A 14,592-nucleotide genomic window follows, 5' to 3' on the forward strand; every position below is an offset into this window, starting at 1 on the left:
ATCACGTTCGATGCGGCGTTCGCATCGCTGCGATGGCAACGAGCGCGGCAGCGAGACCTGACGCCGCGCCGACGCCGAGCGCCCAGCGCGGGCCGAGGCTGTCGGCCACCCAGCCCACGATCGGCGCGCCGATCGGCGTGCCGCCGAGTGCGACGCCGACGCGCAGCGCCATCACCCGGCCGCGCATGGAGGGCTCGGTCGCAAGCTGCATCAGGCTGTTGGTGGTGTTGGTGAACATGAGCGCCGCGACGCCGATGACGACGAGCGCGGCGCCGAACAGCCAGATGGTCGGGGCGAGCGCGGCCAGCGTGCAGCCTAGTCCGAACAGGCCACTGCCTGCGAGCAGCGCGCCAAATCTCGGCCGGTGCCGGCTGGCGTTGAACAGGGCGCCGGCAACCGTGCCGACGGCCATGACCGAGGACAGCAGGCCGTAGCCGCGTGCATCGCTGTGAAAGACCTTGATCGCCATCGTCGAGACGAAGATCTGGAAGTTGAGCCCGAACGTTCCGATCAGGGCGAGCATGATCAAAGTGGCCCGAAGCTCCGGGTGGGACCATGCATAGTCAAAGCCGGCGGTGACGCTCGCCAGGACGTTCCCCTTGGCGTGCTGCGCCCGCGGGTTCGGACGCAGATCGGCGATGCGGAGCAGGTTCAACGACGCCAGCACGGCCATGAACGACGCGCCGTTGATCAGGAAGGCCCAGCCGGTGCCGAACGCGGCGATCACCATGCCGGCGATTGCCGGGCCGATCATCCGCGCGGCGTTGAACGATGTCGAGTTGAGCGCGATCGCGTTGGGCAAATCGTCGTTCCCGACCAACTCGGCGACGAACGTCTGGCGCACCGGAGCGTCGAAGGCTGCCGCGCAGCCGAACAGGAATGCGAACACGTCGACTTGCCAGAGCTGGACGACGCCGGTCACGGTGAGAAGGCCGAGGATGAGCGCGAACGCTCCCATCGTCGCCTGGGTGGCGATCAAGACCCGTCGCTGATTGAAATGGTCGGCCACGTAGCCGGTCAGAGGTAACAGCAGGAGCTGCGGCCCGTACTGCAGCGCCATCACCGTGCCGACGGCGGACGCGTTATGCGAGGTGAGCTGGATCAGCACCAGCCAAGTCTGGGCGGTGCGTTGCATCCAGGTGCCGATATTGGAGACGAGCGCGCCGGCTGCCCAGACCCGGTAGTTGAACTTGTGCAGCGACCGGAACATGCCCGGCGCCTTGCCCGTCATGATCGCTTCCGCAGATCGCCACCATGGAGCGCGCCGAAGTGTCGCGCGAGCATCAGGCCGATGGCGAGCGAGCCGAGGCCGAGAGCCACGACATCGCTTGTGTTTCTCAGTTCGAAATCGCCGACGCGGCAGACCAGCAGATAGCCGACGGCGACGTTGAACAGGCCCCAGAGCACGTTCACCGTCGACGAGGAGAGGCCGCGTCCCGAAGGTTTCGCGAACGGGCTCTGGAACGGCTGACCCATCAGGCCGGCCACGACATGCGGAACGGCGTTGGCCAGGAAGGCGCCGCCGAAGAAATAGGAAAAGAGATCAAGCCAGGTCATGTCAGGGGGGTCCTCGCGTCGAGCAGTCGGATGATGTCCGCAGACGTGCCGGTTTCGCCCAGTCGCGGAAAGACATGGGTGAGGCTGTACTGGTGCGCCTCGGGGCGCGTGTCGGTCATGGCGTCGACGGCGAGCGTGACGTTGAAGCCCTGCTCATACGCTTGCCGCGCCGTGGACTCGACACCGGTGCCGGTGGCCACACCGGCAACGACCACCTGCGTCACGTCGCGCGCCTTCAATCGTGTCTCCAGATCGGTGCTGGCGAAGGCGCCCCAGGTCCGCTTGGTCACCACGATGTCGTGCGGTTGCCGGTTCAGCTCGGGGATGAGATCGGCCCAGTCCGCAGGGAACGGCGCGGTGAGACGTGGCGGCCGCTCGGTCCGTCCCGGGGCGGTGCCGGCGACATTGACCAGCACGACCGGAAGCCTGAGCGCGCGGAAACGTTCCGCCAAGGCGGAAGCGCGAGCGATGACCTCGCCGATCGGATGCAGCAAGGATGCGCCGACGATGCCTTTCTGCAGATCGACAACGATGAGCGCGGTATTCAGATCGAGCTGCGTGAGCGCCATTGATGATCTCCTCTTGCACGCGGCGCGCGTTTGCGCGCGGCCGTCACGCGTCAGTCGTCGACCAGGCGCCTGAGCAGCACGATGGCTGAAGCGAGTTGCTGCTGCTCCGCTGGCGAGAGCCGGGCCGCGATGGTGCGCGACAGCCAGTCCTGCCGCGCGGCGCGTCCTTCGTCGATCCGGACGCGGCATGCCTCTGTCAGCGAAAGGATGGTCTGCCGGCCGTCCCCCGGGTCCGGCGATCCGCGCACCAGGCCGGCGCTTTCCAGCGCTGCAATGATTGGCCCCATCGATTGCGGCCGCATCCCCTCGATCCGCGCGAGATGCGAGGCCGTCGTGGGCCCGTCTTTTTCGAGGCGAAGCAGCACCGATACCTGAGACGGCGGCAGATCGCCCGCGTCAGCCTGCTCGCGCAGCCGGCGCTTCAGCTTGCCGGCGACCGCCCGCAGCTCGCCAGCCAGGGCATGGGTAGCGGGCGGGGGGACCTTCCGGGGTGACTGTCGGCTCATGCCGCAAGGCTATGGCAGGTCAGTTATGAAGTCAATCTTATAAGTTTAACTGATGATATGCGCGGTCCCCGGGGCGTTGTGGCTCGAACACGTTCGCTCGCTCTGCAAGAGCCCTTATCGGGCTCGCGCGCGAGAGATGATTGCGATTGAATTGGCCGGACAAGCAGTCGTAACGTCGGGAGCGATCAGGCAGAACTCGGAAAGCGGATGATCTACTTCCCGATCTTCGCCCACAGCCAGCGCGCCACCGCCTGCGGCGAGGACTCCGCGTCACTGCCGGAGGCGCGCAGATTGGCCTGCTGCATCGTCGCGATGTCGATGCGGCCGAGCAGCGGTCGTAACGCATCCTGCAACGCGCGGTCCTCGGCACGCTTCGGCGACAGCAGCAGGATCGCGTCGTAAGGCGGGATCGCCTGCTTGGGGTCGTCGAGCACGACGAGATCGTATTTCGCGATCAGGCCGTCGCTGGTGTAGCCGGCGATGACGTCGACCTCGCCGGAGGCGGCCGCGGCATACATGAAGTCGGGCTGCATCTGGCGCTGGGCGCGGAAGGCGAGGCCATAGGCGTCGCGCAAGGCCGCCCATTCCGGGCGCGAGAAGAACTCGTAGTCGCCGACGATCGACATGTCGCTGGTGTGACGCGCGAGGTCGGCGATCGAGCGGATGCCGAGCGCCTCGGCCGTCTTGCGCGGCATCACCAGCGCGTAGGCGTTCTCGAAGCCGAGCTCGCCGAGCAGGCTCACCTTGTCCTTGGCGAGATCCTGCTTCAGCGCATCGAGCAGCGCGGCGCGCGGCAACGGCTCCTTGTGGTGAAACTGGTTGGCCCACAGCGTGCCTGAATAGTCGACATAGGCATCGATGTCGCCGTTCTTGAGCGCCTCATAGATCACGCTGGAGCCAAGCCCGGCGCGTGTCGTCGCCGAGAGACCGGTTGCCTGCAGCCGCTCGCTGATCAAGGCCGACAGCACATATTGCTCGGTAAAAGTCTTGGCGCCGATCACGTAGCGTGCCGAGCTGCCGGCCAGCGAGGGCAGGAGACTGGCGCCGACCATCAGCGCGATGGTTGCGGTGCCAAGCCCGACACGGGCACGGCTGCGCCTGCGCAGGCCATGCTCGATCAGCGCCAGCAACTGATCGATGGCAAGCGCCAGCACGGCGGCGGCGACGCAGCCGAACACGACCAGCACCCAGTTCTGGGTCTGCAGCCCGGCAAAGATGTAGTTGCCGAGCGAGGTCTGGCCGATCGGCGTCGACAAGGTCGCGGTGCCGATCACCCACACCGCAGCGGTGCGGATGCCGGCCATGATCACCGGCAGCGCCAGCGGCAGCTCCACCATCGTGAGCGCCTGGCGCTCGGTCATGCCGACGCCTTTGGCGGCCTCGATCAGGCTTGCGTCGACGCCGTTCAGCCCGGTGATGGTGTTGCGCAGCACCGGCAGCATCGAATACAGCGCCAGCGCCAGCACCGCGGGCAGGAAGCCGAAGGCCGAGAACGAGAGCCCGAACCAGCGCAAGGTGAGTGCCGTCAGCGCCAGCAGCAGCGGATAGAACAGCGCCAGCAGCGCCAGTCCCGGCACCGTCTGCACCACGCTTGCCGCGCCGAGCAGCAGATTGCGCAGGGCAGGGCGATTGCGCGCGAGCAGCGCCAGTGGAAAGCTCACGGCAAGGCCGAGCGCCAGCGCGGCGAGGCTCACGCGCAGATGGCTGCCGAGATAGTCAGGGAGATGCGACAGCGCCTCGGTGAAGCGTGGATCGGACAGGGCGCTCATGCTGCGCCGCTTTCGGGCAGCAGCGCGGCCAGCCGCGCCGCCTGCCGGCGCGGCGTCGTCATCAGCTCCGTCACGTAGGGTTCGCGGCTGGCCGCGAGCTCGGCCGGCGTGCCGATCTCGATCAGGCGTCCGCCGCGCATCACTGCGATGCGGTCGGCGAGCAGCAGGGCCTCGGTGATGTCGTGCGTGATCATGATCGTGGTCAGCGCGAACTGCTCATGCAGGGCGCGGTAGTCGCTGCCGAGCGCATCACGCGTCAGCGGATCGAGCGCGCCGAACGGCTCGTCCATCAGCACGATCTTCGGCCGCGCCGCGAGCGCGCGGGCGACGCCGACGCGCTGGCGCTGGCCGCCGGAGAGCTCGTGCGGCAGCCGGTCGCGATGGGCCTTGCGGTCGAGCCGCACGAGGTCGAGCAGCTCGCCGACGCGCGTGGCGATCTCGGCCGGCGGGGTCCCCAGCAGCCTGGGGGTGATGCCGATGTTGGCGGCAACCGTCATGTGCGGAAACAGCGCCCCGTTCTGGAACACGGTGCCAATCCGGCGACGCAGGCTGACAGGATCGAGGCCGGCGATATCCTCACCGGCAATCCGGATCGCGCCGCCGTCCAGCTCGATCAGGCGGTTGGTCAGCCGCAGCAGCGTGGTCTTGCCCGAGCCGGAGCCGCCCACGATCGCCAGGAACTCACCCTCGGCGACCTCCATCGATACGCCGTCGACCGCGGTCACGGCGACCGACGGACCAGGAAAGCCCTTGCGGACGTTGGCGTAGACGATGAACGGCGTGCGCGGCATGCGGCCTTGCGGAACGGTTGGCCGAGGTGTTGGCGGAGGTGTTGGCCTTGGGCTCAGTCAGATGACCTAGCACGTCCGGGCCGCGCGTTGAACTTCGCCGCGCAAGCGGCTAAGCCGTCCCGGCCATTCTCCGGGGAGGAACTTGGACGTGACGATGCCCACGGCCGCCGCGGTCGCGCTGGAGCGAACGACGGTGGCATTCCGTCTCGCCGGCGGACGCACCTACACCGCCGTCGAGACGGCGGATCTGGCCGTCGCCGACGGCGAGTTCGTCGCCATCGTCGGGCCGACCGGCTGCGGCAAATCCACCCTTCTCAACGTGGCGGCGGGACTGCTGAAGCCGGCCGCCGGCCAGGTGCGCATCTTCGGCCAGCCGCTGGCCGGCCTCAATCGCGACGCCGGCTATCTGTTCCAGGCCGATGCGTTGTTCCCATGGAAGACCGCGCTGGAGAACGTCGCGATCGGGCTCGAGGTCGCGGGCTCGCCGTCGAAGGATGCGGCCGCCAAGGCGCAGCAATGGCTGACCTCGGTCGGCCTCGGCGCCTTCGGCAACCGCTATCCGCACATGCTGTCTGGCGGCCAGCGCAAGCGCGTCGGGCTCGCCCAGGTGCTGATCCGCAATCCCCGCATCATCCTGATGGACGAGCCGTTCGGGCCGCTCGACGCGCAGACCCGGCAGATCATGGGCAATTTGCTGCTCGATCTCTGGAATGCCGACCGCAAGGCGGTGCTGTTCGTCACTCACGATCTGGAGGAGGCGATCGCGCTCGCCGACCGCGTCGTCATCATGTCGGCGGGACCGGCCTCGCGCATCATCGGCGACTGGCGCGTGACCCTGCCGCGTCCGCGCGACATCTTCGAGGTGCGCATGAAGCACGAGTTCCATGAGCTGCATCGCGAGATCTGGCAGACGCTGAAGACGGAGGTCGAGAAGACCTACAAGCAGGCGGAGGCGGTGTGATGGGGGCGGCAATGAGCTTCGTGGGAGCCCCGCTGTTTCGGCGCGTGCAGTGCGCTCCCTCCCCCCTTGTGGAGGAGGGTCGGGGAGGGGGGTACCCCGGAAAGACTGGTGGTTGGGGGACCCCCCTCCCCAGCCCTCCTCCACAAGGGGGGAGGGAGCGCAGCGGCGCAAGTGGCGTCGGCCGTGGACCCCTCACGCAGCGCGAGGCGGCTTGAATGTCGCGTCTCGGTTTGCTCGCGCTGCAGCTGTTGGTCGCCATCGTCGCGATTGCGCTGTGGCAGTTCTTCGCCACCGTGCCGGTGTTCGGACGCATCTGGCTTCCGCCGTTCTTCTTCTCCAATCCGGTCGACGTATCAGCGCAGGTCGTCAAATGGTTCTCGACCGGTTCGATCTGGAAGCACCTCGCGATCACGCTGTGGGAATCGGTCCTGGCGTTCGCGATCGGCTCGCTCGGCGGCGTCCTGGTCGGCTTCTGGTTCGCGCGCAAGCCGCTGGTGGCCGCCGTGTTCGATCCCTACGTCAAGATGGCCAATGCGCTGCCGCGCGTGGTGCTGGCGCCGATCTTCACGCTGTGGCTGGGCTTGGGGATCTGGTCCAAGGTCGCGCTCGGCGTGACGCTCGTCTTCTTCATCGTGTTCTTCAACGTCTATCAGGGCGTGAAGGAGGTCTCGCCGGTGGTGCGCGACAACGCGCGCATGCTGGGGATGAGCGAGCGGCAGCTGATGCGCCATGTCTATTGGCCGTCGGCGCTGTCCTGGATGTTCTCCTCGCTGCACACCTCCGTCGGTTTCGCCGTGGTCGGCGCCGTCGTCGGCGAGTATCTCGGCTCGGCAGCCGGCCTCGGCTATCTGATCCAGCAGGCCGAAGGCATCTTCGACGTCGCCGGCGTGTTCGCCGGCATGTTCGTGCTGTCGGCGTTCGTCATCCTGATCGACATCTGCGTCACGCTGGTGGAGCGGCGGCTCCTGGTGTGGCGGCCTGACGCGGCGGATGGGCGATGAGGGGCGCGGTGCTCCCACATCCTCCGCCGTCGTCCCGGCGAACGCCGGGACCCATACCGCGTGATATCGCGGTTGGAAAAGACGGGTCGTCCCGTGTGCCCCAAACCACTCCCTGGGGTTATGGGTCCCGGCGTTCGCCGGGACGACGGCGGTGGGTGGCGCAGCCTTCTAAAGCCACATCAACACGCCTAATCTGACCAACGACAGAACGGAGGAAACACATGAACAAGATCATCGGCCGGGTCACCGGCGCGCTGCTGGCGCTGACGCTGAGCACCGGTCTCGCCAGCGCGGCCACCAAGGTTACCATCGCAATCGGCGGCGGCGCGTGCCTGTGCTATCTGCCGACCGTGCTGGCCAAGCAGCTCGGCGAATACGAGAAGGCCGGGCTCGACGTCGAGCTGGTCGATCTCAAGGGCGGCTCGGATGCGCTGAAGGCGGTGCTCGGCGGCAGCGCCGACGTCGTCTCCGGCTATTTCGATCACTGCGTCAATCTCGCGGCCAAGAAGCAGGAGATGCAGTCCTTCGTCGTCTACGACCGCTATCCCGGTCTCGTGCTGGTGGTGGCGCCGTCGCACAACAAGGAGATCAGCTCGATCAAGGATCTCGCCGGCAAGAAGGTCGGCGTCAGCGCGCCGGGCTCCTCGACCGACTTCTTCCTGAAGTACATGCTGAAGAAGAACGGCCTCGATCCGTCGGGTACCGCCGTGATCGGCGTCGGCCTCGGCGCGACCGCGGTGGCGGCGATGGAGCAGGGCCAGATCGACGCGGCCGTGATGCTCGATCCCTCGGTCACCGTGCTGCAGGGCAAGCATCCTGACCTCAAGATCCTCAGCGATACCCGCACCCAGCACGACACGCTGGAGGTGTTCGGCGGCGAATATCCCGGCGGCGCGCTGTACTCGACGGCGGCCTGGATCGCCGGCCATGACAAGGAGGCGCAGGCGCTGACCAACGCCATCGTGGCGACGCTGGGCTGGATCCATTCGCATACGCCGGAGGAGATCATGGCGAAGATGCCGGAGGAGCTCGTTGGCAAGGACAAGGCGCTGTATCTCGCGGCGCTGAAGAACACCATTCCGATGTACTCCCAGACCGGCAAGATGGATCCGAAGGGCGCCGACGCCGTGCTCGCGGTGTTCTCGACCGGCTCGCCCGACGTCGCCAAGGCCAATGTCGACGTCAGCAAGACCTTCACCAACAAGTTCGTCGAGCAGGCGAAGGGCGCGAAATAGCGGATGACGGACGTCGTCATCCAGCGCGTCACCACGCTCGACCTCAAGGTCGAGCCGTGGGACTGGCCGTTCGCGAACCAGCGCCGCGACGACATCGCGGCGCATTTCGCGGAATGCCAGCGCGCGAGGCCCGGCCTGTGGAACGGCCGTGTGCTGCTCGGGCGCAATCCGCGCATCGCGGATGGACGTTTTTCGGCGAGCTATTTCGAGACCGATTTCGCCAGCCTGCTGGCGTGGCGCGACTGGGGCTTTCCGGATCGCACCGCCTTCAACGGCTTCGGCATGGGCGCGCTGCGGTCCGCGGACGGCGCCTTCGTGCTCGGCGAGATGGGCGCGCATACCGCCAATGCCGGCCGGCTGTACTTTCCCGCCGGCACGCCGGATCTCGACGACGTCAGCGACGGTGTGCTCGATCTCGCCGCCAACGTCGCGCGCGAGGTCGAGGAGGAGACGGGACTCGCGCCATCGGACTATCAGGCCGCGGCGCATTGGGACTGTGTCGTGACCGGCGCGTCGATCGCGCTGATGCGTGTGCTCGACGCCTCTGACATGGGCGAGGCTCTGCAGCGCCGCATCGAGGCCAACCTCGCGGCCCAGGGCGAGCCGGAACTCTGCTCGATACGGCTGGTTCGAAGCAGGAATGATCTGACTGCGGCGATGCCGCGCTTCGTGACCGCCTTCCTCGAAACGCAATTCAGCCCCGGAGAGCCGTCCTCATGAGCAAGAAACCGCGCACGCTGGCCGATGAGCTCGATGGTTTCATCTCGCCGTTCCGGATCGATGGCGGACACAAGTTTCATCTCAAGTCGCACAAGACCAAGGTCAAGGGCGGCCTCGCCAAGGAAGAGGGCGAGGCGATCATCGAGCAGAACCGCCAGCGGCTCGCCGACTTCCAGGAGAAGCTCTACGCGCAGGACCGCTGGTCGGTGCTGGTGCTGCTGCAGGGCATGGACGCCTCCGGCAAGGACAGCGCGATCAAGAGCATCTTCGAGGGCGTCAATCCGCAGGGCTGCGAGGTCACCTCGTTCAAGCAGCCGACCTCCAAGGAGCTCGACCACGACTTCATGTGGCGCAGCGCCATCGCGCTCCCCGAGCGCGGCCGCATCGGCATCTTCAACCGCTCCTACTACGAGGAATGCCTGGTCACGCGCGTGCATCCGGAGATCCTGAAAGCGGAGAAGCTGCCGCCGAGGCTCGTCACCAAGAACATCTGGCACGAGCGCTTCGAGGACATCTCCGCGTTCGAGCGCTACCTCACGCGCAACGGCACCGTGATCCTGAAGTTCTTCCTCAACATCTCCAAGGAGGAGCAGCGCGAGCGCTTTCTCGACCGGCTGGAGGAGCCGGCGAAGAACTGGAAGTTCTCGATGGGCGACGTCACCGAGCGCGCGAGGTGGAATCGCTACCAGGCGGTCTATCAGGACATCGTGCGCCACACCTCGACGCCCTATGCGCCGTGGCATGTCGTTCCGGCCGACCACAAATGGTTCGCCCGTGTCGTCATCGGCTCGACCATCGTCGCCGCGCTGGATGGCCTGGACCTGCATTTTCCGCGCGTCGACGCCGGCTCGCGCGAGGAGTTCAAGGCGGTGCGCAAGGCGCTCGAGAGCGAAGGCAAGGGCGGCAAGAAGGGCTGAGCGCGAAGCGCTCATCGCACTCTCTCGTTCGTCCGTGGCACCCGCTAGTCAGCTCGTCATGCCCGGGCTTGACCCGGGCATCCATCCCTTCAACGGAAAGCCGTTCAAGGAGCTGGATGGCCGGGTCAAGCCCGGCCATGACGGATCAGTGAGTCAGGCGCTCGCATGGGCCCAACCTTGAACTGGGCGCCCGGACATAACGGTGGATTAGTGCTCGACACGCGAGAGATGCGAGCGTGCACACGCATGGCCCATCCGCTCGCATCAATCCCGCCATCTCACCTCACGCCGCGCCGGCTTGGCGTGTGTCCTCGTGCACCTGCAGGAACCGCTGCGTGAAATCCGCTGCCGGCATCGGCTTGCCGAAGTGATAGCCTTGTCCCTGCTCGCAGCCGAGCCGCAGCAGGAACTCGGCCGTCGCCGCGTTCTCGATGCCCTCGGCGATCACCGACAGGCCGAGCTGCTTGCTCAGGCTGACCGTCGAGCCGACGATGGCCGCGTCGTCGGCCTGGGTCAGCACGTCGCGCACGAAGGAGCGGTCGATCTTGAGCCCGTCGAGCGGGAATTTCTTCAGATAGCTCAGGCTTGCATAGCCGGTGCCGAAATCGTCGAACACCAGGCTGACGCCGAGTGCCTGCAGCCGGTTGAACGTCTGCAGCACGCCGGGTTCGTCGTGCAGCAGGATGTCCTCGGTGACTTCGAGCTCGAGCAGGCGCGGCGACAGGCCGGTCGAGGTGAGCAGCTTGCTGACGAAGGCCGCGAGGTCGCCGGACTGGAACTGGGACGGCGAGAGGTTGACGCCGACGCGAATGTCGTGGCCGGCGAGCTGCCAGTCCCGCGCCTGCCGGCAGGCGGTGGCCATGACCCAGGTCGCAACCGCCTCGGAAAGATGCGAGGTGTTGACGACCGGAATGAAATCACCGGGAGGCACGAGGCCGCGGGTCGGGTGACGCCAACGGATCAGCGCCTCGGCGCCGATCACGCGGCCGTCCAACAGCTCCACCTGCGGCTGGTAGAACAGCTCGAATTCGTTCCGCTCGACGGCGAGCGCAAGCTCCGCCTCCAGCGTCAATCTCTGCTCGAGCTCGTGGCGGATGGCGCTCTCGAACAGCACATGGCCGCCCCGCCGGTCCATCTTGGCGCGACAGAGGGCAAGGTGGGCATTGCTGAGCAACTCGTCTGCCGAGTGCCCGCCCTCGGGATGCACCGCGACGCCGAGGGTGACCTTGACGCGCTGCTGGCGCGTGCCCGCGTCCAGCGGCGCCTCGAACAAATGCGACAGGTGATCGGCGAGCTCGGCCACCGTGCCGCCGATGGCGGAGCAGGGAATGGCGACGGCGAACTCGTCGCCGCTGAGCCGGGCGACGCGGCCCATGCTGCCGATCTCGGTGCGCAGCCGCTCGGCCGCCGCGCGCAAGACGCCGTCGCCGAAGGCGTGGCCGAGCATGTCGTTGATGCGCTGGAAGGCATCGAGCCCGACCACCAGCAGCGCCACGCGGTCGGACGCGGCATCCGCGGTCGCGATCATGGCGGCGAGCTCGCTCTGCAGCGTGTTGCGGTTGATCAGCGCGGTCAGCGTGTCGTGCTCGGCGAGGTAGCGGATGCGCTCGGCCTCGCGCTTGCGCGCCGAGATGTCGCGCAGGATCACGCCATATTGCAGGCCGTCGGCGCCCTGCCAGGCGGAGAAGCTCGCCTCGACCGGAAACACCTCGCCGTCCTTGCGCCGGCCGTCGAACTCGATGGTGGATCCGCCGGGCATCAACGTCGCCGGCAGCGCCGCCTCCTGCTGCGGAAACAGGTCATGGGTGTCGCTGCCGTCGGCGCGCAGACGCGCGAAGGGCTGGCCGATGATCTCGCCGGCACCGTAGCCGAAGATCGCGACCGCGCCCGGATTCCACACCGTGATGCGCCGGTCGCGGTCGGTACAGACCAGCCCGTCGCCGATCGACATCGCGATCCGCTCGAAACGGCTCTCGGCGACGTGCCGCAGCAGGCCGCGGAAGTCGATCTCGTCGAGGGCCGTGGCCGCGAGATAGGCGACCAGCGCGATCTGCAGCATCGAGGTGTCGAGCACCAGGGCGTAGCGGTCGTGCAGCAGCAGCGCCACGGCCTCGATCAGGACGCTGATCATGGCGATCAGCAGCGCGCGCCGCGCCGCCGAGAGGTGCCGCCAGCTCGCCAGCATGATGATGACGATCAGCAGCAGGCCGCCCAGGGTGGCCGCCGTCGACGTCGAGAGCAGGGTGCGGTGCTGAATGATCGATTCGGCCGCCAGCGCCTGCAGCATGACGCCGGGCAGGACGCGGCCGTTCGGCACGCTGTAGTAGTCGCCGAGCTCGATCGCGGTGGCGCCGACGATCACCCGCTTGTCCTTGATCCGGGCCAGCGCCGCCGCGTCGCCACGGAGGACGTCGACATACGACACCCGCGGCAGCGACGACAGATCGATGCCGTAGTCGACCAGGAAGGAGCTGTCCTTGACCGCATCGCTGCCGGCGAGGAACGCGCCCATGGATTGCAGGAAGGTTTTGCCCCCGCCGGTCTCGCAATATTCGCCGAAAGCATAGCTTCTGACGCGGCCATCGCGCGCCACCTCGATATTCACGAAGGCCGACCATGCGAGCTGCTCGAATTGCGGCAGCGGCCGGTTGAGGTGAACGGCGGTGTCCTTCCCGGCCGCATCGAGCTGCCTGAAGGCCGGCAACACGACCGAGCTCTTGGCATTCTGCAGCGCGGTCAGGAACGCCTGATCGCCGGCCGCGTCGGACGGTGTGCTGAAATCCACGTCGAAGGCGACGTCGCGGACGCCGGCGCGCTGCAACTGCTCGAGCAGGCGCGCATGCTGGGTCCGTGGCCACGGCCAGACGCCGATGGCTTCGATCGAGCGCGGGTCGATCGCGACCACCGCGATCTCGCCGCTGGCGGGGCGGTTGTCGAGGCGAAAGCGCAGATCGACGAGGGCGTTGCTCACCAGCTCGTGGCCGCCCGACAGGCCGACCGTCAGCAGCGCAACGACGACCAGAATATGCGGCATGAACCGCCTGAACGTCCCGTCTCTCGAATGACTGCGTGCCACGTCGATCCCAATCTCATCCCGCTCCGCGCACAGAGCCATCAGGATCCCTGCTGGCCTGCGCTCCCCCCATGAGCACGCATGACGTCGGCGTGACGCTCGATGGCGGATCCTCAGTTCTTGTTGTGACCGTAAGCGTAGGCATTGCCGTTGCCATGGTTGCCGCTATTGCCGTGACCGCTGTTTCCGCTGTTGCCGTTGCCGCTGTTGCCGTTGCCGCCGTTGCCGTTGCCGTTGTTGCCCTGGCCGTTGTTGCCCTGGCCGTTGTTGCCGTTGCCACTTCCGCCATTGTTGCTGCCGCGGCTGCCACCGTTACCGTTGCCATTGCCGGCGTCGCCATTGCCGGCCGCATTGGCGCTGGCGGATCCGCTCGGCGAACCGATCGCCGCGGTGACGGCGGCCGCGATTGAGGAATCTCCCGACGAGCCGTTCGCGGTCGCCGAGTTGCTCGTCGAATTGCCGCTGTTGCCGCGCGCATCATTCCAGGCGGTGCTTCGTCCTGCACCTGCGGCCGGCGTATGGGCGCCATGGGCGAGGCCGCGCGTCGCCTTCTGGATGTTCAAATTGACCTCGCCGATCGATGACGAGATCCGCACCACGCCGGGCTTCGCGCCGCCGAATCCGGTCGCAGAATGCCGCTGAGCGGCGACCGTTGTGCCCGGACGCGCGGGCGGGCCGTTGACGTTCAGCGCGTGGATCACGCTGCCCTTGGCCTCGCGCGGCGCCTGCAGGCCGTCGCGCGGCACCGGAACGCGATCGATGGTGGAGGCGCGCGGCGGGCCCTGCTCGATCGGGCTGAAGGTGCCGGCGCCGGACAGGCTGAGGCCGGAGCGGCCGGTCGCAAAGGCGGTGGCGGCCTGGCCGGGCATCACCTGGGCAATCTGGCCGGTCTTGAAATCCGACACCTGCACCTGGCCGCGGCTGACCTCGACCTTGGTGCTGCGGCCGGAGATCGTGACGCTGAACTGCGTGCCCTTCACCACGGCGGCGAGATAGGGCGTCTCGACCTCGAAATGCTGGACGTTGCGCTTCTCGACGTCGAGCAGGATCGAGCCGGCGCGCTGCAGGATGGTCGTCGCCATGCCGTCCCTGGCCGCGGCGGGGAGACCGACTTCGGAGTTCGGCGCGATCACGATCGTCTCGGCGCCGCGGGTCAGCCGGACGCGGCCGGTCGGCCCGGTGCGGATCGTATCGCCTGGCTTCAGCGGGTCCTCGCGACCGAGCGACACCTGCGCTGCGCCCTGGGTGGTGACCCAGACCTCGCCGGACGATTTGCTCACCAGCCACGGCTCACCGTCGGCCGCGAGTGCGGCCGGCGCCGCACCGAAAAGGCACGCGGCGATCAGTCCCGGGATCAGGAAGCGCTTGAATGACATGGCACGAACTCGCGTCGTTGGCGGCTTTTGAAACTAATCGAAATGTTTCAAGAGACCCTTAGGAGTTGCAGCCGCGTTTCCCTCACGCATTTACGCTTCGTTGACCTTAACAAACTA

The 14,592-nt window shown here is 67.2% G+C and carries 13 protein-coding genes; 5 read left to right on the forward strand and 8 right to left on the reverse strand.

Features of this window, described 5'->3' with window-relative positions:
* Position 1 precedes the first annotated feature (1 nt).
* From ACQR1F_RS02320 to ACQR1F_RS02345, 6 genes are all read right to left on the reverse strand, one after another.
* Complete coding sequence (locus ACQR1F_RS02320) at positions 2-1,231, reverse strand: MFS transporter (protein ID WP_316239590.1); 1,230 nt, start codon at positions 1,229-1,231, stop codon at positions 2-4.
* Positions 1,228-1,557 (reverse strand): hypothetical protein, encoded by a 330-nt coding sequence (locus ACQR1F_RS02325; protein ID WP_315805586.1) that lies wholly within the window; start codon positions 1,555-1,557, stop codon positions 1,228-1,230. The genes ACQR1F_RS02320 and ACQR1F_RS02325 overlap by 4 nt, the downstream gene beginning before the upstream one ends.
* Positions 1,554-2,126, reverse strand: coding sequence for an isochorismatase family protein (locus tag ACQR1F_RS02330; protein WP_434874775.1), 573 nt, complete (start codon positions 2,124-2,126; stop codon positions 1,554-1,556). Before ACQR1F_RS02330 ends, ACQR1F_RS02325 begins: the two co-directional genes overlap by 4 nt.
* A 50-nt stretch (positions 2,127-2,176) precedes the next feature.
* Positions 2,177-2,632: a MarR family winged helix-turn-helix transcriptional regulator gene (locus tag ACQR1F_RS02335; RefSeq protein ID WP_316183550.1), complete on the reverse strand. Its 456-nt coding sequence runs from the start codon at positions 2,630-2,632 to the stop codon at positions 2,177-2,179.
* Positions 2,633-2,844: 212 nt separating this feature from the next.
* Positions 2,845-4,401 carry a glycine betaine ABC transporter substrate-binding protein gene (locus tag ACQR1F_RS02340; protein ID WP_434912478.1) on the reverse strand — a complete coding sequence of 519 codons (1,557 nt, stop codon included), beginning with the start codon at positions 4,399-4,401 and terminating at the stop codon, positions 2,845-2,847.
* A complete protein-coding gene (locus ACQR1F_RS02345) occupies positions 4,398-5,192 on the reverse strand; it encodes an ATP-binding cassette domain-containing protein (protein WP_316183548.1) in 795 nt (264 codons plus the stop codon). The genes ACQR1F_RS02340 and ACQR1F_RS02345 overlap by 4 nt, the downstream gene beginning before the upstream one ends.
* 154 nt (positions 5,193-5,346) lie before the next feature.
* Between ACQR1F_RS02345 and ACQR1F_RS02350 the strand changes: the two genes are divergently transcribed.
* The 5 genes from ACQR1F_RS02350 to ACQR1F_RS02370 all read left to right on the forward strand — a co-directional run bounded on the left by ACQR1F_RS02350 (position 5,347) and on the right by ACQR1F_RS02370 (position 10,026).
* Positions 5,347-6,153: an ABC transporter ATP-binding protein gene (locus tag ACQR1F_RS02350; protein ID WP_316183575.1), complete on the forward strand. Its 807-nt coding sequence runs from the start codon at positions 5,347-5,349 to the stop codon at positions 6,151-6,153.
* A 215-nt stretch (positions 6,154-6,368) separates the two neighbouring features.
* Positions 6,369-7,154 carry an ABC transporter permease gene (locus tag ACQR1F_RS02355; RefSeq protein WP_434912479.1) on the forward strand — a complete coding sequence of 262 codons (786 nt, stop codon included), beginning with the start codon at positions 6,369-6,371 and terminating at the stop codon, positions 7,152-7,154.
* A gap of 221 nt (positions 7,155-7,375) precedes the next feature.
* Entirely contained in the window at positions 7,376-8,389 is a 1,014-nt protein-coding gene (locus ACQR1F_RS02360) for an ABC transporter substrate-binding protein (RefSeq protein ID WP_315805592.1), read from the forward strand.
* Between the two features lie 3 nt (positions 8,390-8,392).
* Positions 8,393-9,109, forward strand: coding sequence for an NUDIX hydrolase (locus tag ACQR1F_RS02365; RefSeq protein ID WP_434912480.1), 717 nt, complete (start codon positions 8,393-8,395; stop codon positions 9,107-9,109).
* Positions 9,106-10,026, forward strand: a complete 921-nt coding sequence (locus tag ACQR1F_RS02370; protein ID WP_315805594.1) for a polyphosphate kinase 2 family protein — start codon at positions 9,106-9,108, stop codon at positions 10,024-10,026. The genes ACQR1F_RS02365 and ACQR1F_RS02370 overlap by 4 nt, the downstream gene beginning before the upstream one ends.
* Positions 10,027-10,309: 283 nt before the next feature.
* On the opposite strand, the gene ACQR1F_RS02375 is transcribed toward ACQR1F_RS02370, so the two are convergent.
* On the reverse strand, positions 10,310-13,060 hold the full coding sequence (locus ACQR1F_RS02375; RefSeq protein ID WP_434912481.1) for an EAL domain-containing protein: 2,751 nt from the start codon (positions 13,058-13,060) through the stop codon (positions 10,310-10,312).
* Between the two features lie 152 nt (positions 13,061-13,212).
* On the reverse strand, positions 13,213-14,475 hold the full coding sequence (locus ACQR1F_RS02380; RefSeq protein WP_434912482.1) for a FecR family protein: 1,263 nt from the start codon (positions 14,473-14,475) through the stop codon (positions 13,213-13,215).
* Between the last annotated feature and the right edge of the window lie 117 nt (positions 14,476-14,592).

Origin of the sequence: Bradyrhizobium sp. HKCCYLS3013, assembly GCF_051167615.1 — a bacterium.
Taxonomy (GTDB): Bacteria; Pseudomonadota; Alphaproteobacteria; order Rhizobiales; family Xanthobacteraceae; genus Bradyrhizobium.

Bases quoted from the DNA above. Each gene is read 5' to 3' on its own strand.
- ACQR1F_RS02325 (WP_315805586.1), bottom strand. From the start codon at position 1,557: ATGACCTGGCTTGATCTCTTTTCCTATTTCTTCGGCGGCGCCTTCCTG.
- ACQR1F_RS02375 (WP_434912481.1), bottom strand. From the start codon at position 13,060: ATGCCGCATATTCTGGTCGTCGTTGCGCTGCTGACGGTCGGCCTGTCG.
- ACQR1F_RS02350 (WP_316183575.1), top strand. From the start codon at position 5,347: ATGCCCACGGCCGCCGCGGTCGCGCTGGAGCGAACGACGGTGGCATTC.
- ACQR1F_RS02370 (WP_315805594.1), top strand. From the start codon at position 9,106: ATGAGCAAGAAACCGCGCACGCTGGCCGATGAGCTCGATGGTTTCATC.
- ACQR1F_RS02340 (WP_434912478.1), bottom strand. From the start codon at position 4,401: ATGAGCGCCCTGTCCGATCCACGCTTCACCGAGGCGCTGTCGCATCTC.
- ACQR1F_RS02320 (WP_316239590.1), bottom strand. From the start codon at position 1,231: ATGACGGGCAAGGCGCCGGGCATGTTCCGGTCGCTGCACAAGTTCAAC.
- ACQR1F_RS02365 (WP_434912480.1), top strand. From the start codon at position 8,393: ATGACGGACGTCGTCATCCAGCGCGTCACCACGCTCGACCTCAAGGTC.
- ACQR1F_RS02360 (WP_315805592.1), top strand. From the start codon at position 7,376: ATGAACAAGATCATCGGCCGGGTCACCGGCGCGCTGCTGGCGCTGACG.
- ACQR1F_RS02330 (WP_434874775.1), bottom strand. From the start codon at position 2,126: ATGGCGCTCACGCAGCTCGATCTGAATACCGCGCTCATCGTTGTCGAT.
- ACQR1F_RS02345 (WP_316183548.1), bottom strand. From the start codon at position 5,192: ATGCCGCGCACGCCGTTCATCGTCTACGCCAACGTCCGCAAGGGCTTT.
- ACQR1F_RS02335 (WP_316183550.1), bottom strand. From the start codon at position 2,632: ATGAGCCGACAGTCACCCCGGAAGGTCCCCCCGCCCGCTACCCATGCC.
- ACQR1F_RS02355 (WP_434912479.1), top strand. From the start codon at position 6,369: ATGTCGCGTCTCGGTTTGCTCGCGCTGCAGCTGTTGGTCGCCATCGTC.
- ACQR1F_RS02380 (WP_434912482.1), bottom strand. From the start codon at position 14,475: ATGTCATTCAAGCGCTTCCTGATCCCGGGACTGATCGCCGCGTGCCTT.